Raw genomic sequence first — 25529 nt, 5'->3', positions numbered from 1 at the left:
TAGCTCCGTTGCTCAGGCGCCACGCTGGGCGGATACGAATTTGCTCAGATTGGCCACGGTGGCGAAATGGTCGCGCATATTACGCGTTTCCGGATCGATGGCAATTCCGTAGCGTTTCTGCAGGGCCAGCCCCAGTTCCAGCGCGTCGACGGAGTCCAGCCCCAATCCGTCGCCGAACAGTTCGGCATCGCTGGCGATATCTTCGGGCGTGATATCTTCCAGCCCCAGCGACTCGATGATGAGTCGCTTGATTTCACTTTCCAACTGTTCCATCCAGGCCTAGCTCCGTTTCGAAATAGTGATGTAGATGTTCGTTCATGCGCCGTCCGGCGATGGGCGCGGGATGGCGCTCCGTCCATTGCCGGGGATCGATGTCCGCGCCTGCCTCGAAGACATAGTGCATGCGGCGATGGGGAATGCGGTACCACGGCTCGCCCTTGGTCAGGCTGCGCGTGTTCATGGTGATGACGACGGGCGTAATGACGCTGGCGCCGCGCACGGCGATGGCGCAGGCGCCCCGGTGAAAGCGCGGCGCCGCGTCGACCGGGGTGCGCGTGCCTTCCGGAAAGACGATCAATGTTTCGCCGTCGCGCAGCACCTGGGCCGCGCGCTCCAGCATGTCCATGCTCTCGTCGTTGGTGATGTAGCCCGCGTTCAGGATCGGCCCGGCGGTGAAGGGATTCCTGACCAGGCTGTGCTTGACCACGCAGTTCGCGTTGCGCACGTGGGCGATCAGGAACACCACGTCCAGCAGGGACGGGTGGTTGGCGACGATCATCTGGCCCGGGCGGCCCAGGCGTTCGACGCCGCGGAACTCGTAGGTCAGCACGCCCATGCCGACCAGCAACCGCACGAAGCGATAGAAGGTCCAATTGATGACGGCGCGCGAGCGCCGGTGACGCCGTGCCGGGTTGGCGATCAATAGGCGCTGCGCGGGAAACACCACCAGGCGCAGGAACAGGCCGCCCAGGCCGAACAGGCTGAAGGCCACCGCGGTGGCGATCAGGCGCAGCAGCCAGGCATCCTGGCGCGCGGCGGTGGCCGGCATGGCGTTCATCGTGCGCGCCGCCATTGCCAATCGGCGGCGCGGCCGGGGTGCATCCATACGGGCGTACCCAGCAGGAGATGCCGCAGCAGGCTCAGGGAGTGGGGCCAATCGGCGGCGGCGCGGCCGGCCGGGTCCGCCGGACGCAGGTCCAGCTGGAATTCATCCCCCTGGCTGACGCGCAGGGCGAGGGCATAGGAGAACGGGACGTCGTCTATCCATGGGCGGTAGGCGGCGGGCGGGGTCTCCTCCGCCAGGATCACGAGCGCGTCGGGGTGGCCCGCGTCCAGCAGCAGGCAGGCTTCCGCGATGGCGCTTTCCAGGCCGTCGCCGCTGGCCGACAGGGCGACCGATTCGACGGTTTCCTTGCGCAGGATGGACCACATGCCGGCCGTCGCGTTGTGCACGGACAGGCTGAAGGAGGTCGGCGACAAGGCCTCATCGCGAGCCAGGCACTGCAGCAGTTCGAAGCTGCGCGAGGTTTCGCCATGGTGGGACGCGTAGACGACGGGCATGGCGGGACGCCCGTCGGCCAAGGGCCAGGCGCAGGCGACGGCCATGCGCGCCAGCGGACTGAGCCGGCGACGTTGCAGGGGCGGCAGAAAACCCAGGTTGGGCGGCGCGGCGCCGACATCGGGGCGGTACGGCGTACGCGCCCAGGTCTCCCATGCGGGAAAATCCTCGATGCCTGGCGCCCAGGCGTGCCATGCGGAAAGTGCGAAGTTGAACATGCGCGGAAGTGTACCGGTCCACCGGACCCGATAGGGGCTTTGTTGTTATCGTTCAAACCATGTTCGCCCTCGTTATTCTCCCCATTCCAACGTTTTTTCAGCGAGTTGTAAGGATGCGAAGGGGGACTTCGCCTTGAACGGCCTCTTGACCCTGTGGTGGGGGGACCCGGCGCTGGCCGGCTGGTATCGCGCCGATCTGTTGCATGGCGCCGACAGGCCGCGCGCGGAAACGGCGCGTTCGGCCCGCGCCGAGCTGGATTGGCGGGTCAGCCGGGCCGTGTTGCAGCAGGCCTTGGCCGCCGGCGCCGGCGCCGATGCGGCCGGCCACGCTCACGTCGAAGCCGCCTCCCGCGCCGCCCCTGAAGCCGCCGGGTTCGCCATGTCCGCGGCGCCGGCGGTGTCGATCAGCCATTCGCGCGGCCACGCGCTGGTCGCCACGGCGCCCGCCGGCTGGCGCATCGGCGTGGACCTGGAAGCCATCCGGCCGCGTGACACCGCGCGGCTGGCGCCCTGGTGCTGCGCCGAGGATGAAGCGCGCGCGCTGGCAAGCTGCGAAACCGACGCCGAGCGCCTGCGGGCGTTCTACGCCTTGTGGACGATCAAGGAATCGTTCGTCAAAGCCGCCGGTCTGGCATTCCCGGCCGATATGCGTACGGTGGGCCTCGCCGGCGCCGGCCGGCCGTGGACGGGTTGGCGGCTGCGCGCGCCCGGCGTCGGATGGAGCGCATGGTCTGCGGTCATCGATGACGTTTGGCTGGCGTCCGTGGTCTGGCGAAGGTCCGATGCGCCGGTGCAACCCGCGTTGACGGCGCCGCCGGACGCGCCGCTGTGGCGCACGGCCCGGGGCGCGGCCGAGCCCCGCATCGTGCCGGCCGGCCGCTGGCCCTGATCAGGGCGCCAGCGCCTGGGCGACTTCCGCGCAGGCCAGCCGCAGGCACTGCACGAAGCCATGATGCAGCGCCGACATGGGATCATCCGCATGCACCAGGGCGCCGATATGGAAATGCACCGGCGGCTCCAGCCGGCGTATCGACAGGCCGGGCCGCGAGATCCCATGCGCGCTGTAGGCGTCCACGATGGCATCGCCGCAACCGGCTTCCACCATGGCGCAGGCCATGTAATGGGTCTGCACCTGCAGGGCCGTATTCATGCCGACCCCGTGCTCCGCCAGCGCGGCCTGCAACAGGTTGCCGAGCGGATCGTGCGGATTCATGGCGATCAGGTTATCGGGCCGCACGGCCGCCAGGGGCACCGGCTGCCCGCCCGGTTCCCGGCTGACGTAAACCATCTCGGAGCGATCCAGATCGATGCGCGCGATGCCGGGGTGGGACGGCGGCTCGTAAGTGACCGCCATGTCGATCTCCCGCGCCAGCAATCCGGCGATCAGCTCATCCGTATGATGGGTCTGCAGGCTGAAGGTGATGTCCGGCTGGCGGCTGCGGCTGATCCCCGCCGCGCGCGGCACCACGCCCAGGCCCAGGCTGGGCGCGCAGCCGATGCGCAGATGGCCGCGCGGATGGTGCCGCAGATTCGCCGCCAGCTTGCGCACGCTTTCCAGATCGCGCGACAGGCGTGCGATATCGGGGGCCAGGATGTCGGCCTCCCGCGTGGCGCGGAGGCGGCCCTTTACCCTTTCGAACAGGCGGAATCCCACCTGTGCTTCCGCGTGCGCCAGCATCTTGCTGGCGGCCGGCTGGGATATATGCAGGGCCTGGGCGGCGCGGCTCAGCGAGCCGGTGGCCCGGATGGCCTCGAAAAGTTCGATATGACGCAGGCGCACGGTTTGGCCTCGGACGGGACTGGATAGCAAAAGGTTATATCGGATCGCTATCTCGCGCACCAAGTAAAGGGCGGCGCGTTGCGGGCGGGTGCAGATGGCCGGCCGCGCCTCCGCTCTCCAGTGCCGTGCGCGGGGGCGCCATGGGGGGCACCTGGTGCGGGAATAGGGCCCCCGGCGAGGTAGAACATAGCCAAAGGTTATGCATTCCGGTGGCTTTGGCATTTGCCGCCGTCCGTGCGCGTGGCCAGAATGCCTCCCTTGTGAATGATTTCAGGATGGTGCGATGCGCGTGTGCGTGATCGGCGCGGGCGTGGTTGGCGTGGCGTCGGCTTATTTTCTGGCGCGCCAGGGCTACGAGGTAACGCTGCTGGATGGCCGGCCCCGTCCCGGCGAGGAGACCAGCTACGCGAACGGGGGCCAGCTCAGCTACAGCTATGTCGCGCCGCTGGCCGGTCCCGGCGTGCTGCCCAGCGTCCCCGCATGGCTGCTGCGCGATGATTCGCCGCTGCGATTCCGGCCACGGCTGGACCCGCACCAATGGCGCTGGTGCCTGCAGTTCGCCCTGGCCTGCCGCGGGTCGGTCTCGCGCAGGGTCACCGCGGAAATGCTCACGCTGTCGTACCTGAGCCGCGACGTGATGCATGCCCTGCTGGAACAGGAGCCGCTGTCCTTCAGCCATCTGCGCAACGGCAAGCTGATCGTCTACCGCAGCAAGGCGCTGCTGGAAAAGGCGCGCGCCCTGGTGGCGTATCAGGCCGGCCATGGCGCGGAGCAGCAGGTATTGAGCGCCGGCCAAACCGTGGCCATGGAACCCGCCCTGGCCGGCATGCGTGCCGATCTGGCGGGCGCGGTCTACACGCCCGGCGAAGAGGTAGGCGATTGCCTGCGCTTTACCGAAGGCCTCTTCGAGCGCCTGGCGCGCCAACCCAAGGCGCGGATCCTGATGAGCACGCGGGTGTCCGCGCTGCGCCGGGAAGGCGCGCGCATCGTGGCGGCGCACACCACGGCCGGCGATATTGAAGCCGATGCCTATGTGGTGGCGTCCGGCATGGGCAGCCGCGCCTTGCTCCGATCCCTGGGGCAGGATGTGCCCATCTATGGCCTGAAGGGCTACAGCCTGAGCGTGCCGATGAAGGACGACGATGCCGCAGGTCCCGCGATCAGCGTGACCGACTACGAACGCCGCATCGTATATGCGCGGATAGGCCCGGTGCTGCGCCTGGCGGCGATGGTGGACATCGGCGGGGATGCCGCCATTGATGAGCGGCGCATCGCCCTGCTGAAGCGCCAGGCCGCCGATACCTTTCCCTCATTGCCCCTGGCCGCCGCGCAGCCCTGGGCGGGCCTGCGTCCCGCCACGCCGTCCGGCAAACCGATAATCGGTCCCAGCCGCGCGGCGTCCAATCTGTGGATGAACGTGGGGCAGGGCGCGCTGGGCTTTACCCTGGCCTGCGGCAGCGCGGCGCTGCTGACTGCGCAGATGGCGGGCATTCCGACGCCCATCGAGCCGCGGCCGTTCCTGCCGGCTTGATCCAAGAAGCGAGGCCTGCTTGAGCAGGATGCTCAAGCAGGCCCCGTTTTCGGCTGGAAAAAGTTGCCAAGGCGCGTCACGCGCCCGCGGAAACGAAAAGGCCCGCCTGGACGGGCCTTTCACTACACGGACTTATCAGCGCTTCTGGTCCGAGCCCTGGCGCTGCTGGCCTGGCTGCTGGTCGGACCGGTTCTGCTGCTGCTGTTGCTGCGAGCGTTGTTGGTTCTGGTTGTGCTGCTGGCCGCCCTGGCCTTCCTGGCTATGCTGGCGCTGGCCTTGTTGGTTTTGCTGGTTCTGCTGGCTGTTTTGCTGCTTCATTGCTGGCTCCTTTTGCATGAATGCGCCCGCCGCTTCCGCGTCGCTGAGCCACGCGTCCGAGGCGGGGAAAAATGCGGAACGGATCCGCGCCTGCTGGGCAGCAAACGCTGTGCCGGTGGGGTCGTCTTCCCGCCGCTCCCGGCGGGCCGCGGGGGCGTCGGCCGGCGTATCCGCCGGGCGCCGCCGCGCCGCCGGCGCGGGCGGGGAGCCTGCCGTATCCTCGGCCGGCCGCTGCATGGCGGCCGCCGCCATCGGCCGCCGGATGGGATGGATCGACTCCAGATGGAAATCCTGCCTACGGCAATAAAGCTCCAGTGCATCGAGGCCGCCCACGGCGTTTATCGCCTGCATGGTTTCGGCATTGAGCCGGCCATGGGACAGATCGTTGCCATCGCGGCCCCCGGCCGCATCGATCTGCCGCTCGCTGAACGGCACGGCCGAAAGGCGCGGCGGAAGCTCCCAATCCGTATCGCTCAAGGCCATCTCGGCACAGATGCGCTCCACGATATATCCGATGCCCGTGCGCTCGCCTAGCGCCCGTGAGTCGATCGCGCCGTCCGTCGGGGCGGGGACGGCGCGAGGCTGGGGCGGGGCGATGTCGTGCGTCATCATCCGGGCCAGGTTTTCCGCGGTGACGCGGGGAGTCTGCCGCGCGTACACCGTCCCCGAGCGGGACACATAGTATTCGCCCTGGATATGCTCGGGCTTGGGTATGGGTATCTCGACCCGCCGCTCTTCCAGATGCACCGAGGGCGGACTTTCGTATACCGCCAGCGCATTCTCGACGCGTACGGGCAGGACGACCTGGAGCCGCCATTGCCCGCCCCCAGGTTCATCGCCGTCGCCGTCCGCGACGCGACTCCGGTCCATCATGCGGTTCGCCAGCCTGCGGAAGGTTTCCGAATGATCGTAAAGGCGCATCAGGCTGTGCCGCAGCCGCGCGGAAATAGCGCTATGCAGACCTAGTTGGCCGGCTTCCGTGGCCAATTCGGAAAACTCCGCGGCCAGATACGACAGCCGCAGATCGCTGACACTGATGGTGAAGCGTTGGTCGAAGTCCCTGGCCCACGACGGGTCGACAGCCGCGTTGGGGGCGGCTTCCAGCACTAGCATGGCGTCCCTGACGGTTTCGCTGCGCAGGAAGTTCAGCCGTTCGGCTTCGTTGGCCTTGGCGATGTCGGGAACCGGCACCAGCCTTGGTATCGGCGCGAGCAGCGGAATCGTTGCCGGCGTGTGCTGGATCGATGTCAGCGATGTCATTACCGGCACGAGCATGGGAACAGGCACGCGCGGCGGCGCCGCATCGCGCTTTCCATAGCGAGCATCCAGATACCGGTTCTGCGCCTCGATGTAGAGCTTCAGTGTCTTAGGGCCGCCCGCCGCGGCGATGGCGGACTTCATCTCCTGCGCGCCCGCTCGCGCCGCGCTGTCGAAGTAAATCGGCGATAGGTGGAAGTCCGCTTCCATGCCGAGTTCCTGCAGGATGCGGTCCGTCAGGAATTCGATCGCGCCTCTTTCACCGAGGCCGAAGCTTTTGATTTTCCTGGCCGCCGGCGCTCCGGGCGGCCCCCAGCGTCTCAGGTCGCTGCCGTGGATGCGCGTCAAGGCCTGCACCAGGTTGCGGATAACGATGCGGTCCGTGCGCATCGGCAGCAGATCCCCGCTGGTGGACAGATGAATGCGATTGGCGACGCGCAGGTCCGAAGGCGGCGGCACGCGCAAGGTACGGTTGGCCAGATCGACGGCGAACGTTTCCGTGCCGAAGTCGATAGCCCCTTGTTCGTTCGTTGCTCCCGGGCCGGGCAGGATCAGCCGTATGGTCCACCGCGTCCGCTGGTCATTCCCGATGTGTCCCATCGCAAGCGCGCGCCGCAGTAGATCCTGGAAGGTCGGCGAGCGCCATTCGAGCGAAAAATAGATGGTTCTAAGCAGGTTTTCGGCGGCGTGCGGGTTATGGGCGTGAGCCGCGCCTTGCGCCGGTGGCGCGGGTAAGGGCGTGTCGGCGGCGACGATCGAAAAGAGTTCGTCCAGATTCACGCTTTGAAGTGCATGGGCGGCCGGCGCCGTGTGCCAATCGAGGATGCGGCAGGTGTCCACGACGGTTTCGGTTTCCGCGATCAACGGAGACCGGTCGGTCCGCGTGCTGGCGTTGGAATAGGGGTAGGGGACCGGCACGTTGAGCTCCTGCAGCAGCACGCTGTCCCGGCCGGGACGGAATGGGACGGGTGATGGCGCCGCCGCCGCGCCCGTCGCCTGTATGACGGTGCCCGCCTTTGCCGAGGAGGTCGTTGGGATGTCGGGCGCCGGTGTCGATACCTGTGTCGAACTTGCGGTGGGCGGCGAGCTCGCCGTCGAAACCGACGCCGATGCGGTATCCACGGCCGTCGCCGTCGCCGTCGGCGTCGGCGTCAGGACCACGTCCGGCATGCGAGGCGACAAGGGGATGACGTCCGCCCCGTCGATCGGAAAGACACGGTCCAGGTAATCATCCTGCAGCTTGACGTAGCGCTCCAGCGCCGCGAAGCCGCCGGCGTCATCGATCGCCTGCAGCGTCATAACGTTCCACTGGAAAAGCGCCACGACGTCGTCGCTGCCCGTGGAGGCCCGCATGGTTCCCGCGTAGTAGCCAAGCGCTTCGTCCACCGGCAAGTGCGATAACAGCGGCATCATGGGCGATGCGATCTCGCGCATGATCCGCTCGGCCAGGTAGTGCAGCGGCCCGCGCTCCCCCAGTCCCGCGGTCTTGAACGTTTTGGGATCGATGCGTCCGCCTTGCAGCCATGGCACCAGACTGGGCGTGGTCTCCCCTGTCAGCATCGCCACGTAATTGCACACGACCGTTCTTTTGGGTGTCAGGGGGATAAGGCGACCCTCCTTGGAAATATGGAACGGCGGTTTGTCGACGGGGCCGCTCAGATGCGGCAGCGTGACCACCCGTTGACGGTGATCCACGGGATAGCGCCCGGGCGCGGGCCTGTTCTGGCCTTGAACCGCTTGAGCCGCGCCGGGCAGCACCACCTGCAAGGTCCATCTGGTGTTGGACGTGCTGCCCAGGCGTCCTTCGGCGATGGCGCGATTGAGCAGCCCTTGGAATGTCGCCGATCCGGCCAGCGCCTGGAAGAAAGCCTGCGTCTCGCGATAGACGTTCTGGTACAGCCCCAACTCATCGCCGGCGTCGGCCAGGTGCGGCTCCGGCCTGACCAGGCAGGCTCTACCGTTGTTGTCGACCATGAGGTCGAAGTACTCCGGGAAGGCCTCCTGCCAGGGCACCCGCGCCGTAATGTCGGTGGTCAGTTCGAGTATCCGGCTGGCCAGCGCCACCGTTTCGGTTTGCCAGATCTTGCCCTGCGGCGCGTGGTACAGGCCCAGGCGGTCCTGATAAGGCATCCGGCCGCATCTGATCCCTGGCGGAATATCGACGTCGCCTTCGCCCGCCGCATCCAGGTTGACCCGCCGGCGCAAGGCTGGGCCGCCGCCCGGGACCCCGACCGCGCCGTGAACCTCCCAGCCCGGCCGGCCGCGGCGGATCGGGACGGCCGGCGCGCTCGCCTTATCCGGGTGAACCACGCGCCAGCTGGCGTTGTCGCCGTCCCAGCGCACCAGGAACCAGTCGCCGCCCTGGTGGATGAAATGGGCGCTGCCCTGTGCCTCGCGGAACAAGGGAAGCTCGCCGGGCAGCAGCACGGCCTGTCGCGGCGGCGCGGTGCGATAGGCGGCGATGCCGGCCCGTCCGAGTCCCGCCAAGGGCAGGGAGGATATCGAACGGGGACCGCCGGGGACGGCGTGGATATGTGCCGCCACGTCGTCCGCGTCGATGGCGTAGCGGCCCGCCAAGGCTGCCAGGGAAAGCCCGTTCACGCACAAACGCGTGTCGCACAGCAGCGCGCGAAACAGCAGCCGCGCCGCCGCGGCATTGGCGGGAGCCAGCTTGCGCAAGGGCGCCGCAAGCCGCGCCAGGACATCCTCGCGGTCGTCCTGTGTCTCGCATGCGGGGAGCGGGACAGTCTCGCCTTTGTCATCGCTCTCTTGCACGCGGCGCGGGACAGTCTCGCCTTTGTGGTCCCCGTCTTGCACGCGGCGCAGGACTGCCAGGGTCTCGTCCACCGTTGCTTGCGGTATGGGCATGGGCGCCAGTCCCAAGGCTTCCAGCGCAAGATGTTCGTCCGGCGTAAGCGCGGCCGTGGCGTTCGCGCCAGGCTCGGGGAGCGCGCGCGGTTTCACGGCGGCGGATGTCCGGCCGTCGGTCCGCCGCGGCGTAGCGGCCATCAGGCTGTTTTCTTCTTCGGTGGACTTTGCGGCGACGGCCCGCATCAGTGCGCGCGCCATCCGTTCGAGCTCGTCCGTCCGCCGCTGTTGCGCGCCATTGCCCGAGCGGGCGAGGCGCAGCAGCGCCATGACGCGGCCGCCATAAGCGTCCAGCACGTCACGCAGCTGAAGGATGGCGGCATTGTCCAGCGCTTGCAGCGCGTCGTCGAAATAACGCGCGGCAGGCTGGCGCGACCGCGGCATGGTCGGGTGTCCACCGCTGTCCGCGCCCGCTCGCGGCCGGCACATGTCCAGCACTTGCACGATACGGCCGGCGTGCGCGGGGCCCAGCGCCAGCATGGCATGCAGGAATCGGCCGTCGCCCAGCAGCGTGGCCGCCGCGTCCACCGGGTCGTCCATGCGCATAGCGTATCGGTCCGCGTCGCGATGCCGCAGGAAATCGGCGTAGCGATCGCCATAAACACATAGTGCGCCGTGGCGGATGGCCGCGGCGGCCTGCGTCCACGGCAGGGTGCTGGCTTGATCGGCCGAAGTCCACCTTTGCAGCACGGACGACAACCTTCCGGCATCATCCTCGGGTCGCTGCGATAGGACCCAGCCGCCTTTGGCGGCATCATGGATCAGACCGCTGCTGGAATCCCGGGGCCGGTCTCCCGACGTGGCCATGGTATGGGCCGGGGTGGTTGCCACGCGCTTGTCCACGACCGGCGCGATCTCGATATAAACGCCGGCGATGCGGGCGAAGATGCGGCCGTCCACGGAGATGCCGCCGTCGTCGCCGGCGGGCGTACGCCTGAGGCGTTCCAGCATGGCGGGATCCTTGACGGCGCGGCTCGCGAGTTCCGCAACGCCCAGGGACGGAAACAGGCGGCCGCCATCGCCCGCCAGAAGGACCGCGCCCACGGCTTGCAGCCCATAAGAATCGAAGCACGCATAGCCGTTGCCGATGCGTCGCAGCCACTGCGTGCCGCCATCATCCCGTATCGCCTTCACGAAATGGGGATGGACGTCCTGGATACCGGGCCGCGATACGGATACGCAGGACCCGCGGTTGTCCTCGCGGGCAGGACGCACCGGCAGCGCGAGCCGCATGGGCGGCATGGGCGGCATGCCCGATGGCATACATGCCGCGGCGCGCGCGCGGATTTCCGCCGCCAGTCGCGGGTACGCGCCGGCGAGGGCGGTCGCCAGTTCGAGGGCGCCGATCGCCGTCGTTCCGCGCGATGCGGCGTCGGCCATCGCATCCGCCAGGCCGGTGATCTCATCGCCCGCCAGCGTGGCGGGATCGAGACCGATGGCGATGGCGTCCTGTATGCCGGCACGCAGCATTTGCCACCCGTGGCTGCCGTGGCGGATCGTGCGCGGCGGTATGAGCGATAGCGTCGGATCGTCGGCCAGGGCCTGCCTTAACTGCGGAACGATGGCCGCCAGGCACGGCGCGAGACCGGCGTCGCGCAGCGCCTGCAGGATGCGGGCGTCCAGCGCGGCGGCGGTGTCCTTGATCGACAGGTCCCCGGCATGGTTCGTGTCGTTGTCCAGGGCCTCGCGCCAATCGACATCGGAAGTCAGCGCCAGGACCAGCGCATCGGCCAGCAGGCGCCGATGGCCGGCACGCAAGTCCGTGGCGGCGGGTTCGCCGGCGAACAATCCCGATACCGCGGTCAGGCGACACATCAGCCGCGAGTCGCTTTCCAGCCAGCGCTGGTCCGTGCCGGCATGGGGCGCGAGAAAGGCCTGGATGATTGCCGCATCGTCCGCATCGGCGGGCATGGTCACCGTGGCGCGTGCATGGTCGATGAAGGCCGCGGCGAGCCGTGCGCATAGCGCCTGCCGGCGATCGGGGGCGCCGGCGGGCAGGGTACCATCGTCGGCCGGCGCGTTCGTCCTGTCCGCGCATGGGTGCCGGGATGGCGCGGCATCGGCACCGTCAGCGGCATCGGGCGCCGCGATATCGTCTGCCTGGAATACCTGGTGAAAATGGATACTTGCCGGTATGGGTAGCGTATGGACGGCTTGCACGGGGAAAGGCTCCTGGAAAAGTACAACCGACCCGGAAGGGCCAAGTGCGGCATGGGGTTACGGTGGTCGCAGGCCGGTTCCGTGCGATGGGTCCGAGATGGCCGCGACGGCCGCGACGGCCGTCACAGTGGCTTTGGCGGGGCACCGCCGCATGCGGCGACCGCGGCGACCGCGGACTTCTCAGTGGAAGTCCCGGCTGGCGATCGATAGCGTGCCCAGCAGCGGCGTCAGGTCGACCAGGCGGTGGGCGATCAGGTGGCGCACGTTGCTGACGTTCTGCCAGACGCCATACACGCCCAGTAGCGTGGACGCCAGCAATTCCTTGCGCTGCCTGTCTATCAGTTCTCGCCGCACCACCACATTGACCGCGCCGGTTTCATCTTCGATGGAAACGAAGATCGTGCCGTTGGCCGTACCCGGCCGCTGCCGTACCGTGACCAGGCCGCAAGCGCGCGCCAGTCGCTTGTCGGGATACGTGCTGAGCGCTTCCGCCGTTTCGAAGCGGCGCGCCTTCAGCTTGTCGCGCAGCAAGGCCAGGGGATGGCGATGCAGCGTGAAGCGCAGCGAACGGTAATCGTCGGCGATGGTTTGCCCTTCGGTGGGCAGGGGCAGTTCAGGCGCCTGTGCTTCCACGATGGCGGCATCGCGCAGCAGCCCTTTGGCGGGCGGTCCCGCCGCCGCTTCCCAACGCGCCTGGCGGCGATGGCCGGCCAGGGCAAGCAGGGCATCGGCCGCCGCCAGTGCGTCCAGGTCGTGGCGGCTGAGATCCGCGCGCCGCGCCAGGTCGGCGGTGTGCGCGTAAGGCTGTCGCAGCCGCGCGGTGGCGATGCGCAAGGCCGCTGCTTCGGACATGCCCTTGACCAGGTTCAGGCCCAGCCGCACGGCGGGCCGGCCGTTGGCGGCGGCATGGGTAAAGTCCAGCCGGCTGTCCCAATCGCTGGCGCATACGTCCACCGGCAATACCGTCACGCCATGGCGGCGCGCGTCCTGGATCAACTGCGCCGGCGCGTAGAAACCCATGGGCTGCGAGTTCAGCAATGCCGCCAGGAAGGCTTCCGGTTCATGCCGCTTGATCCATGAGCTGGCATAGGCCAGCAAGGCGAAGCTGGCGGCATGGCTTTCCGGGAAACCGTATTCGCCGAAACCTTCGACCTGGCGGAAGATGGCCTCGGCGAATTCCTTGGTATAGCCGCGTATCAGCATGCCGTCGACCAGCTTGTCGCGGAACTTGTGCACGCCGCCCTTGCGCCGCCAGGCCGCCATGGAGCGGCGCAGTTCATCGGCTTCGCCGCCGCTGAAGCCCGCCGCCACCATGGCGATCTGCATGACCTGTTCCTGGAAGATGGGCACGCCCATGGTGCGTTTCAGGACCGCGCGCACGTCTTCGCTGGGATAGGTTTCGTCTTCCAATCCCTGCCGCCGCCGCAGATAGGGATGCACCATGCCGCCCTGGATGGGACCGGGCCGCACGATGGCGACCTCGACCACCAGATCGTAGAATTCGCGCGGCCGCAGGCGCGGCAGCATGGTCATCTGCGCGCGCGATTCGATCTGGAACACGCCTATCGTGTCGGCTTCGCAGATCATGTCATAGGTGGGCGTGTCGTGCGGCGGAATGTCCTGCATGGCGAAGGGCCGGCCGCGCCGCAGCGAGATCAGCTCCAGCGCGCGGCGGATGACCGACAGCATGCCCAGGGCCAGCACGTCCACCTTGAGCAGATGCATCGCATCCAGGTCGTCCTTGTCCCACTGCACCACGCTGCGGCCTTCCATCGCGGCGTTTTCGATGGGCACCAGCCGCGACAATTTGCCGCGCGAGATGACGAAGCCGCCCGGATGCTGCGACAGATGCCGCGGAAACCCCATCAGCAGCGTGGCCAGCGCCGCCCATTGCCTGGCCACGATGGATTCGGGATCCAGCCCGCAGGCCTGCAAGCCGTCCAGCAAGCCTTCACGGCTGTCCCACCATTGATGCGCCTTGGCCACCGCGTCGACGATGGCCGGATCCACGCCCAGTGCCTTGCCGGTATCGCGCAGCACGCTGCGCGGCCGGTAGGTGATCACCACCGCCGTCAGCGCGGCGCGCGCGCGGCCGTATTTTTCGTAGATGTACTGGATGACTTCTTCGCGCCGCTGGTGCTCGAAATCGACGTCGATGTCGGGCGGTTCGTTGCGTTCCTTGCTGATGAAGCGCTCGAACAGCGCATTGCCGCGCGCGGGATCGACTTCGGTGATGCCCAGGCAATAGCACACCGCCGAATTGGCGGCCGATCCGCGCCCCTGGCACAGGATGCCTTGCGAACGCGCGAACTTGACGATGTCGTAGACCGTCAGGAAATACGCTTCGTAGCGCAGGTCCTGGATCAACGCCAGTTCCTTTTCGATCTGCGCGGCGATGGCGGCGGGTATCCGTTCGCCGAAGCGGCGCTGCGCGCCGGTATAGGTTTCGGCCCGCAGGTAGGAGGCCGGCGTGGTGCCGGGCGGCACGATTTCGTCGGGATACTGGTAGCGCAGTTCGTCCAGGTTGAAGGTGCAGCGGCGGGCGATTTCCAGGGTCTGGCGCAGCGCTTCCGCGGGATAGAGGCTGGCCAGCTGCAGGCGCGAACGCAGATGGCGTTCGGCATTGGCGGCCAGCGCGTAGCCGCATTCGCTGACCGGCTTGCCCAGGCGGATGGCGGTCAGCGTGTCATGCAGCGGTTTGCGTGAACGGACATGCATTTCCGCCAGGCCCAGGGCGGTGATCGGCAGCCCGCCGGCGCGCGCGGCGTCGTCCACGGCGGCGCGATGCAGGTCGTCGCGGGACTGGTGCCTGGCCATCAGGCCCATCCATGCGCGGCCGGGAAATACCCGCGCCAGCCAGCGCGCCTGGGCGGCCAGGCGATCGGCGGCGATGCCTTGCGCCGGCGCCAGGATGGCCAGGCATTCGGGCACGCCCGCCAGGTGCGCATAATCCGATGGCGGCCGTTCCAGCTGCGAAGGCGAAAGCAGGTATGAGCCTTTCTTGGCCGCGCCGGTACGCGCCAGCGTGATCAGTTCGCACAGGTTGCCGTAGCCTTCGCGGGTCTGCGCCAGCAGGATCAGGCGCGTGGGTTCCTGTTCCTGGTTCGCGTCCGGGTCGTGGCGTAAGTCGCGGCTCGATCCCTTGCTGGAGTCGGCGTGCGGATCGTCGCTCAACTCGAAATAACTGCCGATGATCAAGGGCAGCTTGTACGTTTTCGCTTCGGTATGCGCGCGCACCACGCCGGCCACCGAGCATTCGTCCGTGATGGCCAGGGCGGTATAGCCCAGTTCCGCGGCGCGCATCACCAGTTCTTCCGCGTGCGATGCGCCGCGCAGGAAGGTGAAGTTGGTCATGCACCCCAGTTCGGCGTAGGCGGGGATCATGGAGCTGGATGCGTGGGATGCATGCATGGCGTTTCAGGCATACAGCCCGTGCAGGTACCAGCGCGCGTCGGTGACCCCGCGTTCGCGGTAGACCCAATAGCGCGCGGCATGGGCGTCTTCCGCCACGAAATAATCGCGTACCGCCGCGGCTTCGTCCCACCAGCCGCTTTCGATGCGTTCCGGGCCGCGCACCAGTTTCAATGGCGTCCCGTACACCGGCCGGTGGCGCCGCACTTGCAGTGGCTGCGGCGGATTGAGCAGCCAGAAGGGGCGATCCAGCATGGGCGCCGGCTCGCTTGCCGCGGGCGCATCGTGCACGCCCGTCCAGTGGTTGGCGACTTCGGGCCGGTGATCGGCGACGGGATCGGGCCGCAGCACCCGGTCGGCGCCCAGGCGGGCCGTCAGCATGTCCAGCAGGCGCGCGCGTTCGCTGGCCACCTGGGCCGGTTCGGGAAACAGCGTGGTATTGGCCGCGGGTTGCGGCACCGTGTGCGGCGCGTCCAGCACGACCGCGACGACCGGCGCCTGCAGCGTCATGCGATCCAGCCGTTCACGCAGCAGGCCCAGCAGATGCGCCGGCTGCCAGGCCGGTTCGGCCAGCGTCAATTCCAGCAGGCTGGGCGGCCGCGCATGGCGGCCGCGTTCGTGCTCCAGGGCCAGCGTCAGCCGCGGCACGGCACGCTGGCGCGCGGTCAGCCAGCCGCTCATCTGCTCCACCAGGATGCGCGCCACCGCCAGTACCGCATCGGTATGTTCGATGCGCTCGATCAATTCGAAGCGGCGCTTGAAGGCCAGCGGAGGCGAAATCCAGGCATGCGCCTGCGGCGCGTCGCCGTAAGCGGCGTCCAGGGTTTTCAGCAGCGCCGTTCCGCAGCGGCGTTGCAGGCCGCCGCGAGGCAGGCGGCGCAGAAAGCCGAGCTGGCGGCAACCGATGCCATGCAGCCATTCCAGATGGGGCTGGGCTTGCGGCAGCAGGGCACAGGGCAGGGCATCCAGGCGCCGCGCCAGGCGCGTGATCGCCAATGCATGGCGCGGTCCGGTATCGGTTCTGTGCGCCAATATCCATGCGCCGCCCGCGGTGGGAGCGATACCCAGCCGCGCCTGCAAGCCCAGCGTGCGCAGGGTATCGGCGACGCGGCGCGCCAGGGCGCGTGGTCCGCGGAATACGCGCAGGCTGGCGCCCACGTTCAGCAGCAGGGTGTGCCGTTCGCCCAGCGCGACATCCGGCGTGTATTGCAGCAGGGCCAGCGCCGCGCCTTCCAATGCCGAGCCTTCGGCCGCCGGGTCGCGGTCCAGCAGGATGGCGTGCGGCGCCAGGGCATGGGCGCCGGCGCGGCGCATGCCCAAGGTAATGCCATGGCTGGCGGCAGCCGGCGTCAGGGTCATGACGCATTCGTGCTCGACCACCGCGCATGCCGTGACGTCCAGCGGCCACGGCGGATGCAGGGCATCAAGCGCCAGCCTCGGCAGGTAGACGGCTATCCAGAGTTGCATGGTCATCAAAAAGGTCGGGCGCGGGCCGCGCCATGTCGAGTTCGCGCTGCGCTTCCCGCGTGGCAGGGAGTTCCCCTGGCGAGGACTGGGAAATTTCGCGTGGCGTGGCATCGCCGGCGTCCCGTGGCGCCGGATGAACGACTTCCCGCGCGGGCGCGCGCCGCTCCAGCGCGATATACAAGGAATGCCCGCACACCGGTCCGCGGCGTTTGACGATATCCACCTGCAATCCATCGCCGGCCGGCGCCAGCGCCAGCCGCAAGGGCGCTGGCGACGCCTGGGCGCCGGCGCGCGCCGGCCGCAGGCAGAAAAACAAAGTGGCGCCGGCCTGCGCCGCAAGATGCAGCCGCCGCAAGGATTCCGGCTGCGCCTGCGGCAGCCAGCACAGCAGCGCGGCGCAGCTGCCGTTTTTCAGCACCTGTTCCGCCGACCACAAGGCGTCCGCCGGACGTTCCGGATTCACCCATAGCAGCCGGGCCGGATCCAGCCCCCAACTGCTCCATGCCGCGATATGCGGCACACAGGGCGGCTGCACCAGTACGATGCTGCCTGCGTGGTCCAGCGCCCGCAGCGCCGGCCGCAGCAAGCGCATCTCCCCGATGCCCGGCCGCGGCAGCAGCAGCTCATTCAAGGCCCCGGGCGGCCAGCCCCCGCCGGGCAATTCCTTCTCCAGTTCCGGATACCCCGTAGGCACCGCCACCCGAGCCGCGCGCGCGAACTGCGTCCCCCGCCACAGGGCGGGATGGATCTGTTCGGGCGGCGGCATCGAAAGCGACGGCATGGCGGCGGAGCAGGGGCGGAAACGCCCGGCGGGTTCAGGGCCGGGCGCGATGATTCAGGCTGATATTTACTGGACAAATATACAGTAAAATGGCCGCATTACTGCTTCGCTTGGTAAGCCTTAATTAAGGCAGAGCAGGTCCCGATGATTGAGGCGTTGCGCACCTATCAACTACTATTGACACGTTTTAATGGAGCCACATCTATGCGGCCGTCAATAGCTCTCGCACAGAAGCGCAATGCCATCCGTGAAGCGGCCGGCCGTTTTCGTACATCGAATCCGCGAGTATTCGGTTCAGTACTCCATGGCACCGATAAAGAAGGCAGTGACCTCGACCTGTTGGTCGACGCGATGCCCGGAGCCACATTGTTTGATCTTGGCGGCTTGCAAGATGAGCTGGAAACACTGCTCGGTGTTCACGTTGAATTATTGACGCCGGGAGATTTGCCCCCCAAGTTTCGCGAACAGGTGCTGGCGGAAGCTTTGCCTGTATGAATGAGCACCGCCTCATCGACTACTTGGCACATATTCGGCAAGCTGCGCAAGACGCATGTGACTTTATCGAAGGCCAAAACAAAGAAGATTCCTTGCCGACAAGCGAACTCAGCAAGCCGTCATCATGAGTCTTGTCATTATTGGCGAGGCAGCTACCAAAGTAATGGACCGGTATGTTGATTTCACACTGGCCCAATCGCAGGTTCCATGGCGCAGCATGCGCGGGATGCGGAATCGCATTGCCCATGGGTATTTCGACATAGATCTCCACGTCGTATGGGAAACGGTTCGGACGGCATTGCCGGAGCTTCTGCAGCAGTTGAACCGTATCCACAGTTCCCTCGATGGATACGGCGATCAGCAGTAAATTCGAGATGATTGCGTTCGCCGCCTATTGAACTTCCACGGTTCGGCGTCATCTCATTCGCATTGACGGGAGGAGGATTCCCCATGCGCTCCATTTATTCAAAATCCATCGCCGGCTCGATGCTGCTGTCCGCCTGCCTGCTTTTTGGCGGCAACGCGTTTGCGGCGGAGGCCACGCCCGATCAGGTGTACCAGGCGGCCCAGGCGGGCAATTATCGCGAAGCCCAGGCGATGATGGACCAGATCCTGCGCGACCACCCCAACAGCGCCAAGGCGCATTTCGTGGAAGCCGAATTACTGGGCAAGCAAGGCAAGCTGCAGCAGGCCCAGGCGGAACTCAATACCGCGCTGCGCCTGGACCCCAGCCAGAATTTCGCCCGTCCGGGCGCCGTGGATGAATTGCGCAGCCTGATCGCTTCAGGTAGCAACGCATCGCGCGCGCAAGGCACGCTTTCCGGCATTCCCTGGGGGCTGGTGCTGGCGATCGCGGCGCTGTTGATCATCGTGTCGATGATCATGCGCGCACGCAGGCGCGCAAACTCCGCGGGTGGAACGGGGCCCTATGGCGGCTATGGTGGTTATGGTGCCGCGCGCACGCCGACGCCATACGGCCCGCAGGGCGGCCCCGGCGCCGCTCCCCAAGGCGGATACGGCTATCCCGGCGGCGCCGCGCCCACCCAGGCCGGTCCCGGCATGGGCTCCGGCATACTCGGCGGCCTGGCCACCGGCGCGGCGGTGGGCGCCGGCGTGGTCGCGGGCGAGGCTTTAATGGATCGCGTGCTGCATCGCGGATCGGACAATGCGGGCAACGTCGGCAACGCCGATCCCGCACGCGACGCCGGCGTGGCGAATGCCGGCGAACAAGGCTACGACATGGGCGGCAACGACTTCGGCCTGCGCGATGCCAGTTCCTGGGACGACGACGAAAGACGCAAGCTCGCCAGCAACGACGGCGGCGACCAGACCTGGAACGTCGGCAATCCCTGGGACGATGGCGGTTCTTCCAGCGACGGCGGTTCCTGGGACGACGGCAGCAGCAGCGGATCCGACGATTGGACCTGATCGACTGACGGATCGCTGCCTGACTCACCTGACGGATCGCCGCCTGACCTACTGAGCCACCGTACCGGAATCGGCTGTCCGCATGGCAATCCGGTACGCCTTGGGCGACTTGCCGGCAACGCGCTTGAACGCGGTGCTGAAGGCGCTTTCGGATGCATATCCCAGCGACAGGGCGACCGCCGCCACGGGAGCCTTGTCCTCCCGCAGTGCGCGTTCGGCAAGCCGCATGCGCCACTGGATAAGATAAGTCAGCGGCGCGACGCGGGGGCCGCCCAACGCGCGCATGAACGCCACGAGCGAGAAGGCCATTCGCCTGCTGGGCTGGGCGCCCCGGTCCAGCGAAGAGGCCATCGTGGCCACGGCGGAGAGCCTGATTCGGCCGGGCCTGCTTGGCCAGTCGACATGCGCCCGGTAAGGCCGCCATATTCAACCCGGCTGTTGACACGCCGCCCCGGTCTCTATATCGTACGATATATGTCTTACGATATAGAGGACGCCATGCACTTTCCCTTTCATCATTGGTTTTTCATGCGCCGCGCCGTGGGCGGCTGGGGCATGCATCACGCCATGGTCGGTCGCCACGGCGGCGGACATCACGGGCGCCACGGCCATCACGGCGATGACGGCGATCACGAAGGCGGCGATCGCGGCTGGATCCGCGGCCGCAAGTTCGGCGGCGAAGAACTGCAGCTGATGCTGCTGGGCATCCTGGAAAAGAATCCCAGCCACGGCTATGAGCTGATCAAGGCCCTGGGCGCGATGAGCAGCGGCTTCTACACGCCCAGCCCCGGCATGATCTATCCCGCGCTGACCTATCTGGAAGAAATCGGCTACGCCACGGTCGAACTGGAAGGCAGCAAAAAGCGCTACCACCTTTCGGAAGAGGGCCGCGCGCATCTGGACGCCAACCGGGACAGGCTCGATCTGCTGTTCGGCAAGCTCAAGCACGTGGCCCGCAAAATGGAATGGATGCGTCGCGCATGGACCGGCCAAGCCATGGAGGCCGGCCCGGAGGGCGAGGACGTCGCCACCGGATGGGTGCCCGAGCTCGTACAGGCCAGGCAGGCGCTGAAGCAGGCCGTATTCCGCCGCGAAGACGCCGATCCCGCCGAACAGCGCCGCATCGCCGCCATCCTGATGCGCGCGGTCCGCGAAATAGAAGGTTAAACATGACCTCACCCGATCTATCCGTTCAACGCGTGCGCCATGACCTGAAGATGCGGCTGCTGCAAGTCGTCCGCACCCGGCTGGTATCGCCGCAATTGCTGTGCGTCACATTGACCGGCGACGGCCTGCGCGGCTTCGTGTCGGCCTCGTTCGACGACCACGTCAAGGTGTTCTTCCCCGAGCCGGGACAGGACAAGCCCGTGCTGCCCACCGTCGGCCCGGACGGGATATCCATGCCGCCCGGCGTGCCGCGTCCCGCCGCTCGCGACTACACGCCGCGCCGCTACGACGCCGAGGCCAATGAGCTCGACATCGAATTCGTGCTGCATGGCGACGGCCCCGCGTCCACATGGGCCGCGCAGGCCCGTCCCGGCCAATTCATCGGCGTGGGCGGGCCGCGCGGTTCCTTCATCGTGCCCATGGCCTTCGATTGGCATCTGCTGATCGGCGACGAAACGGCCTTGCCGGCCATCGCCCGCCGGTTGCAGGAACTGCCCGCGTCGACGCGCGCCATCGCCATCGTCGAGGTCGCCGATGCCAGCGCCGAACTCGCGCTGCCATTGCGCGACGGCGTGTCCCTGCAATGGCTGCACCGCGACGGCGCCCCGGCCGGCGACCCCGCGCGCCTGGAACACGCGGCGCGGCAGGTCGAACTGCCGCCCGGCGAAGGCTATGTGTGGGCGGCGGCGGAATCCGCGGCGGCCAAGGCCGTGCGCCGTGTGATGGTGGAAGAACGCGGTATCGCCAAAACCCGCATCCGCGCCTCCAGCTATTGGAAGCGGGGCGCGTCCGGCGTGCATGAAACGCTGGACGATTGAGGCGGGCCGGCCGCAAGCTGAACGACGTCCCATTAACGGCGTCTTAAAACTCGACGGTTAAAACATCGAGCATGAGCCATTCGACATTCGCGCCTACCCTCGAAGCGCCCGCCCCGGCGGCCATTCGGCAGGACATTCGGCAGGACATTCGGCAGGACATTCGGCAAGCCATTCCGCAGCCGATTCCGCAGGACATGCCGGGGGCCATCTACAGCCGGGACTTCTTCGACCTCCAGCTGCTGTTCGCGCGCGCCGTCACGCGCTGCGCCGGCATCCCCCTGCCGCAGGCCCTGATGGAATACACCAACCTGTATATCCGCTTCGGCCTGGGGCGCGGCTTCGATCCCGGCCACCCTGTCTGGCGGGAATATCTCGCCGGTGTCCGGCGCGAATACGACCTGGGGATATGGACCCATGGTTTCTACCAGTCGCGCCTGCCGGACAGCGGTACGCCGGAGGTCATCGCCTCGGTGGGTTGTTTTTCTTATGCACGCTTGCGTTCAGGCGCCATCCACATCCACTTCAGGAACGCGGAAGCGAATGGCGCATCTCCGCTGAAAGCCGCGCGCTACGAGCAGCGCATGGCGGAACTGCGTGAGCTTTTCTCCTTGATACGCGAGCAGGAAGATGCCGCCACCCGCGTGCAAGGCACTTCCTGGCTCTACAACCTTCCCGCGTATCGCCGGCTGTTCCCGACGCACTACATCGCTTCCGCGATGCCGATCGAAGGCAAATTCCGCAACGTCTCGCTATGGGGGCAGTTCATCGGCCGGGGCGGTGAATTGCGACCCGCGCCCGCCAGTGTGTTCAAGGCCAGGATCGCGCGCCAGGACAGCCTGGACGGCTTGAAACGCTGCTTTCCGCTGCCGGCGCTGGCCGTCAGCGCGCCGCTGGCGGTATTCAACGAGTTCTACGCCTAGGCCTCACCCGGGCCTTATCGGCGATGCCAGCGCCGGCGCGGCCTATCCCAGCTTCAGGTTGGTGGCCTTGATGATCTTCCCCCACTTGTCTTTTTCCGAGAGGATAAAGCGCTGGAATTCCTGCGGGGTGTCGCTGACCAGATCCACGCCGGTGGCCTTGAACTTGGCGATGACGGCGGGATCCGCCAACACCTGGCGCACCGCGGCGTTAAGCCGGTCGACGATAGCCGGCGGCGTGTGCGCCGGCGCGACCAGCCCGAACCACGCATCGGATTGGAAGCCCGGCACGGTTTCCGCGATGGCCGGGATGTCGGGCATGCTGGGCAGCCGATGGCTGGACGCCACGCCCAGCGGCTGCATCGTTCCGGCCTTCACCTGCGGATAGGTGGTGGGCGAGTTGTCGAACATGACCAGGATCTGCCCGCCGATCAGGTCCGTGGCCGCCGGTGCGCTGCCCCGATAGGGAATGTGCTGCAGATCCATGCCCGCATCCAGCTTCAGCAACTCCATGGTCAGGTGGCTGGTCGTGCCGCTGCCTTGCGAACCGTAGGCGACCCGGCCAGGATGCGCTTTCGCATAGGCGATCAGCTCGGCCACGGTCTTGAACGGCGCTTTCATATTCGACACCAGCATGATGGGCACCGACGCCAGCATCGATACGGGCGCGAAATCCTTGATGGGGTCGTAGCCGGGGCTGGCATATAGCTGCTGGTTGATGCTCAAGGGGCCGGCGCTGGAAACCATCAATGTGTAGCCGTCGGGCTTGGCGCGCGCCACATAGGCGGCGCCGACGTTGCCGCCGGCGCCCTGGCGGTTTTCCACGATCACCGACTGCTTCAGGATGGGGCCGAGCTTTTCGGCCAGCACGCGGGCGATCACATCGGTGGTGCCGCCGGGCGGGAAGGGTACGACGATATTGATGGGCTGCGCCGGCCAGGTGTCCGCCCCGAAGGACGGTGCCGATGCAAGGGTGCACGCCATCACAGCGGCCGTCATCGCGTGCCGCAGCTGCTTCAACATGGTTTGTCTCCGTGATTGTTGATTTTTTTGTGCTGCTGCTTGTGCTGCCGGAACTGCTTGTACTGCTGTTGCTGTCGCCGTTGTTGTCGCTGTTATGCCCGCTATCGCCGATGCCGGCTCAGAACCCGTAAAGCGCCGCGGGATTGTCGACCAGCATCTTGCGCCGCACCTCCGGATCCGGCGTCCACAGCGGAATCAGATCGACCAGATCGCCGTCATTCGGCATCGGCACATCGCAGATCGGATGCGGCCAGTTGCTGCCCCATATCAGCCGATCGGGCCAGCGCCGCGCGGCCTCATGGATCATCGGCAGCATGTCGGCGTGCGGATAAGGTTCGCTGGACAAGCGATACAGGCTGGCCAGCTTGATCCACGCCCGGCCGGTATCCATCAAGCCGGCCAGCGCATGAAAAGCCGGGCTGTCCACGCCCTCATCGGCGCGGATGCGGGCAAGATGATCCAGCACCACGTCGACCCGCCGCGCGCGCAGCCTCGGCGCCAGATCCACCAGCTCGCTGGATTTCTTGAAATGCAGCACCAGATGCCAGCCCAGCTCGCGGGCTTCCCCGGCCAGCGCATCGAAGGCATCGAAACCCACGCCGCCGCCCACCACCGTCGACATGCGATAACCCCGCATGCCCAACTCGTGCATCGCCTCGCGTTCCGCCGCCGGGCGGCCCGGCGGGATGACCGCCACGCCGCGCGCCCGCGGCCCCATGCGCCGCAAGGCGTCCAGCGTGGCCGAGTTGTCGGTGCCATGGGCGCCGCCATGCACGATCACGGCGCGGTCGATGCCCAGCGTCGCGAGCAGCTTTTCATAGTCTTCCACCGTGCAATCTTCCGGCGTGTAGCTGCGCTCCGGCGAGTACGGAAAGCGGTGCGCGGGGCCGAAAATATGGGCGTGGCAATCGCAGGCGCCTTCCGGCATCCGGAAGCGCGGCGCGCGCGTGTTGCGGTCGGGACCGGGGCAGGCGTGCATGGGGCTCCCCGTCATTCCGCCGTGCCGGCCGCCGCCTGCGCTTCGCGTTCGGCGATGCGCGCCAGGATTTCCGCGCCGCGATTGGCCGCGGAGACGCCGCGGAAGAGGTACGCCATGCTGACCACGGCCTGCATCTCTTCCCAGGTGGCGCCGGCGCGGCGCGCCGCAATGCCGTGGATCATGGCGGCATCGCTCAACTCGACCACCAGCATGCCGAAGATCATCAACTGGGCGGTCTTGGTGTCGAAGCAGGAGGGATTCATCGCATGCGCCCGCACTTCTTCCTGCAGACGCACCAGTTTGGGATCCAGCGCCCCGGTGACCAGCAGGCGCGACTCCACGCGAGGCGGCAGGTAGCCGAGCAGGGCGCGATACGAATCGGCCAATTGCGCCACGCCTTCGTGCGGCTGTCCCATGGCCTTGCGGGTGATGTCTTTATCGATGCGGGCCGACATGTTGATTCCTCCATCCACGGTGACCGGCGCCGGAGCCGGCGCGCGCAGCGGCTATCTTTGGTCAAGCCATAATCGAAGTCAATAAAAAAATCGATTTTCTTGGAATTTATCGATCCTTGGTCCGGCCGGGGTAGAATCCCGCGATGCAAGGACGACCCGCCGCATGAAGAACCCTCTGGAAGCGCTGACCGCCGACACCAATGCCGAAACGGGCTCGTCGCTGACCGCGTCCGTCGCCATCCAGGTGCGCGCGGCGATCCTGCAGGGCATTTACGCCCCCGGCACCAAGCTCAGGCTGGACGATCTCCGCCGCGAATACGGCGTCAGCCTCAGTCCGCTACGCGAAGCGTTGACGCGCCTGGCCGCGGAAGGCCTGGTGCAGATCACCGACCAGCGCGGCTATCGCGTCGCGCCGGTGTCCGCCGCCAATCTGCAAGAGGTCACCAAGCTGCGCATCCAGCTGGAAGTCATGGCCTTGACGGAATCATTGGCGCGAGGCGACGACCGTTGGGAAGACAGCCTCGTCGCCGCCTACCATCGCCTGAGCCGCCTCGAGCGCGAAGGCACGCGCGGCGAAAGCTGGGAAAAAGCGCATCGCGCCTTCCATCTGACCTTGTTCGCGGCCTGCGGCATGCCCTTGCTGCTGCGCTTCTGCGGCACCCTGCATGATCTCAGCGACCGTTACCGGCGCCTGTTCCTGGTGCGGCATGCGCCCGATGCCAATGTGCCCGGCGAACACCAGGGCATCTTCGACGCCGCCATGGCGCGCGATGCCGCCGGCGCGGCGCGGATCCTCACGCGGCACCTGGAACGCACGGGCCGCAATGTGATGGCGATACTGAACGAAGCCGAAGCGGCGGATACGGAGTCCGCGGCCGGATAAGTCCCGCGCGCCGTC

At 67.2% G+C, this 25529-nt stretch carries 21 protein-coding genes and 1 pseudogene; 10 read left to right on the top strand and 12 right to left on the bottom strand.

Features of this window, described 5'->3' with window-relative positions:
* Positions 1–12: 12 nt before the first annotated feature.
* From ACNA0R_RS12820 to ACNA0R_RS12810, 3 genes are read right to left on the bottom strand one after another with little or no spacing between them, the layout of a single operon-like run.
* A complete protein-coding gene (locus tag ACNA0R_RS12820) occupies positions 13–273 on the bottom strand; it encodes a phosphopantetheine-binding protein (RefSeq protein WP_415826374.1) in 261 nt (86 codons plus the stop codon).
* Positions 254–1057: a lysophospholipid acyltransferase family protein gene (locus ACNA0R_RS12815; RefSeq protein WP_415826373.1), complete on the bottom strand. Its 804-nt coding sequence runs from the start codon at positions 1055–1057 to the stop codon at positions 254–256. The genes ACNA0R_RS12820 and ACNA0R_RS12815 overlap by 20 nt, the downstream gene beginning before the upstream one ends.
* A complete protein-coding gene (locus ACNA0R_RS12810) occupies positions 1054–1776 on the bottom strand; it encodes a beta-ketoacyl synthase chain length factor (protein ID WP_415826372.1) in 723 nt (240 codons plus the stop codon). The genes ACNA0R_RS12815 and ACNA0R_RS12810 overlap by 4 nt, the downstream gene beginning before the upstream one ends.
* A 133-nt stretch (positions 1777–1909) precedes the next feature.
* Here ACNA0R_RS12810 and ACNA0R_RS12805 point away from each other — a divergent pair, with 133 nt between their 5' ends.
* Complete coding sequence (locus tag ACNA0R_RS12805) at positions 1910–2665, top strand: 4'-phosphopantetheinyl transferase family protein (protein WP_415826371.1); 756 nt, start codon at positions 1910–1912, stop codon at positions 2663–2665.
* On the opposite strand, the gene ACNA0R_RS12800 is transcribed toward ACNA0R_RS12805, so the two are convergent.
* Positions 2666–3556, bottom strand: coding sequence for a LysR family transcriptional regulator (locus ACNA0R_RS12800; RefSeq protein WP_415826370.1), 891 nt, complete (start codon positions 3554–3556; stop codon positions 2666–2668).
* Between the two features lie 283 nt (positions 3557–3839).
* Here ACNA0R_RS12800 and ACNA0R_RS12795 point away from each other — a divergent pair, with 283 nt between their 5' ends.
* Positions 3840–5087 (top strand): D-amino acid dehydrogenase, encoded by a 1248-nt coding sequence (locus ACNA0R_RS12795; protein ID WP_415826369.1) that lies wholly within the window; start codon positions 3840–3842, stop codon positions 5085–5087.
* 135 nt (positions 5088–5222) lie between these two features.
* On the opposite strand, the gene ACNA0R_RS12790 is transcribed toward ACNA0R_RS12795, so the two are convergent.
* The 4 genes from ACNA0R_RS12790 to imuA all read right to left on the bottom strand — a co-directional run bounded on the left by ACNA0R_RS12790 (position 5223) and on the right by imuA (position 17334).
* Complete coding sequence (locus ACNA0R_RS12790; protein ID WP_415826368.1) at positions 5223–11690, bottom strand: hypothetical protein; 6468 nt, start codon at positions 11688–11690, stop codon at positions 5223–5225.
* A 180-nt stretch (positions 11691–11870) separates the two neighbouring features.
* Positions 11871–15101: an error-prone DNA polymerase gene (locus ACNA0R_RS12785; protein WP_415826367.1), complete on the bottom strand. Its 3231-nt coding sequence runs from the start codon at positions 15099–15101 to the stop codon at positions 11871–11873.
* A 6-nt stretch (positions 15102–15107) separates the two neighbouring features.
* Entirely contained in the window at positions 15108–16568 is a 1461-nt protein-coding gene (locus ACNA0R_RS12780; RefSeq protein ID WP_415826415.1) for a Y-family DNA polymerase, read from the bottom strand.
* The gene (imuA, locus tag ACNA0R_RS12775) at positions 16525–17334 is read right to left on the bottom strand and encodes a translesion DNA synthesis-associated protein ImuA (RefSeq protein WP_415826414.1); all 810 of its coding nucleotides are present in this window, start codon (positions 17332–17334) and stop codon (positions 16525–16527) included. Before imuA ends, ACNA0R_RS12780 begins: the two co-directional genes overlap by 44 nt.
* Positions 17335–17553: 219 nt before the next feature.
* Here imuA and ACNA0R_RS12770 point away from each other — a divergent pair, with 219 nt between their 5' ends.
* The 3 genes from ACNA0R_RS12770 to ACNA0R_RS12760 all read left to right on the top strand — a co-directional run bounded on the left by ACNA0R_RS12770 (position 17554) and on the right by ACNA0R_RS12760 (position 19272).
* Entirely contained in the window at positions 17554–17844 is a 291-nt protein-coding gene (locus ACNA0R_RS12770; protein ID WP_415826413.1) for a nucleotidyltransferase family protein, read from the top strand.
* Positions 17845–17968: 124 nt separating this feature from the next.
* Positions 17969–18211, top strand: a complete 243-nt coding sequence (locus tag ACNA0R_RS12765; protein ID WP_462935915.1) for a HepT-like ribonuclease domain-containing protein — start codon at positions 17969–17971, stop codon at positions 18209–18211.
* A gap of 83 nt (positions 18212–18294) precedes the next feature.
* Positions 18295–19272 carry a tetratricopeptide repeat protein gene (locus ACNA0R_RS12760; RefSeq protein ID WP_415826366.1) on the top strand — a complete coding sequence of 326 codons (978 nt, stop codon included), beginning with the start codon at positions 18295–18297 and terminating at the stop codon, positions 19270–19272.
* Between the two features lie 48 nt (positions 19273–19320).
* Here ACNA0R_RS12760 and ACNA0R_RS12755 read toward each other — a convergent pair whose 3' ends face one another.
* Positions 19321–19557: a helix-turn-helix domain-containing protein gene (locus tag ACNA0R_RS12755; RefSeq protein ID WP_415826365.1), complete on the bottom strand. Its 237-nt coding sequence runs from the start codon at positions 19555–19557 to the stop codon at positions 19321–19323.
* On the opposite strand from ACNA0R_RS12755, the pseudogene ACNA0R_RS12750 reads away from it, so the two are divergent.
* From ACNA0R_RS12750 to ACNA0R_RS12735, 4 genes and pseudogenes are all read left to right on the top strand, one after another.
* A pseudogene (locus tag ACNA0R_RS12750) lies at positions 19556–19687 on the top strand (aldehyde reductase); the annotation flags it as partial. The gene ACNA0R_RS12755 and the pseudogene ACNA0R_RS12750 overlap by 2 nt on opposite strands.
* A gap of 83 nt (positions 19688–19770) precedes the next feature.
* Positions 19771–20439 (top strand): PadR family transcriptional regulator, encoded by a 669-nt coding sequence (locus tag ACNA0R_RS12745; protein ID WP_415826412.1) that lies wholly within the window; start codon positions 19771–19773, stop codon positions 20437–20439.
* Positions 20440–20441: 2 nt separating this feature from the next.
* Positions 20442–21257, top strand: a complete 816-nt coding sequence (locus ACNA0R_RS12740; protein ID WP_415826364.1) for a siderophore-interacting protein — start codon at positions 20442–20444, stop codon at positions 21255–21257.
* Between the two features lie 71 nt (positions 21258–21328).
* Positions 21329–22177 (top strand): hypothetical protein, encoded by an 849-nt coding sequence (locus ACNA0R_RS12735; protein WP_415826363.1) that lies wholly within the window; start codon positions 21329–21331, stop codon positions 22175–22177.
* 42 nt (positions 22178–22219) lie between these two features.
* Here ACNA0R_RS12735 and ACNA0R_RS12730 read toward each other — a convergent pair whose 3' ends face one another.
* The 3 genes from ACNA0R_RS12730 to ACNA0R_RS12720 form a co-directional block, all read right to left on the bottom strand.
* A complete protein-coding gene (locus ACNA0R_RS12730) occupies positions 22220–23197 on the bottom strand; it encodes a Bug family tripartite tricarboxylate transporter substrate binding protein (RefSeq protein ID WP_415826362.1) in 978 nt (325 codons plus the stop codon).
* A 118-nt stretch (positions 23198–23315) separates the two neighbouring features.
* Positions 23316–24176 carry an amidohydrolase family protein gene (locus tag ACNA0R_RS12725; RefSeq protein ID WP_415826361.1) on the bottom strand — a complete coding sequence of 287 codons (861 nt, stop codon included), beginning with the start codon at positions 24174–24176 and terminating at the stop codon, positions 23316–23318.
* A gap of 11 nt (positions 24177–24187) precedes the next feature.
* Positions 24188–24631, bottom strand: a complete 444-nt coding sequence (locus tag ACNA0R_RS12720; protein WP_415826360.1) for a carboxymuconolactone decarboxylase family protein — start codon at positions 24629–24631, stop codon at positions 24188–24190.
* Between the two features lie 163 nt (positions 24632–24794).
* On the opposite strand from ACNA0R_RS12720, the gene ACNA0R_RS12715 reads away from it, so the two are divergent.
* Positions 24795–25514 (top strand): GntR family transcriptional regulator, encoded by a 720-nt coding sequence (locus tag ACNA0R_RS12715; RefSeq protein WP_415826359.1) that lies wholly within the window; start codon positions 24795–24797, stop codon positions 25512–25514.
* The last annotated feature ends 15 nt before the right edge of the window (positions 25515–25529 follow it).

It is taken from the genome of Bordetella sputigena, assembly GCF_965137885.1.
GTDB classification, from domain to species: Bacteria; Pseudomonadota; Gammaproteobacteria; order Burkholderiales; family Burkholderiaceae_B; genus Bordetella_C; species Bordetella_C sputigena.
The sequence above is the reverse complement of the archived record's forward strand: the minus strand, read 5'-3'. Positions and strand labels throughout refer to the sequence as shown.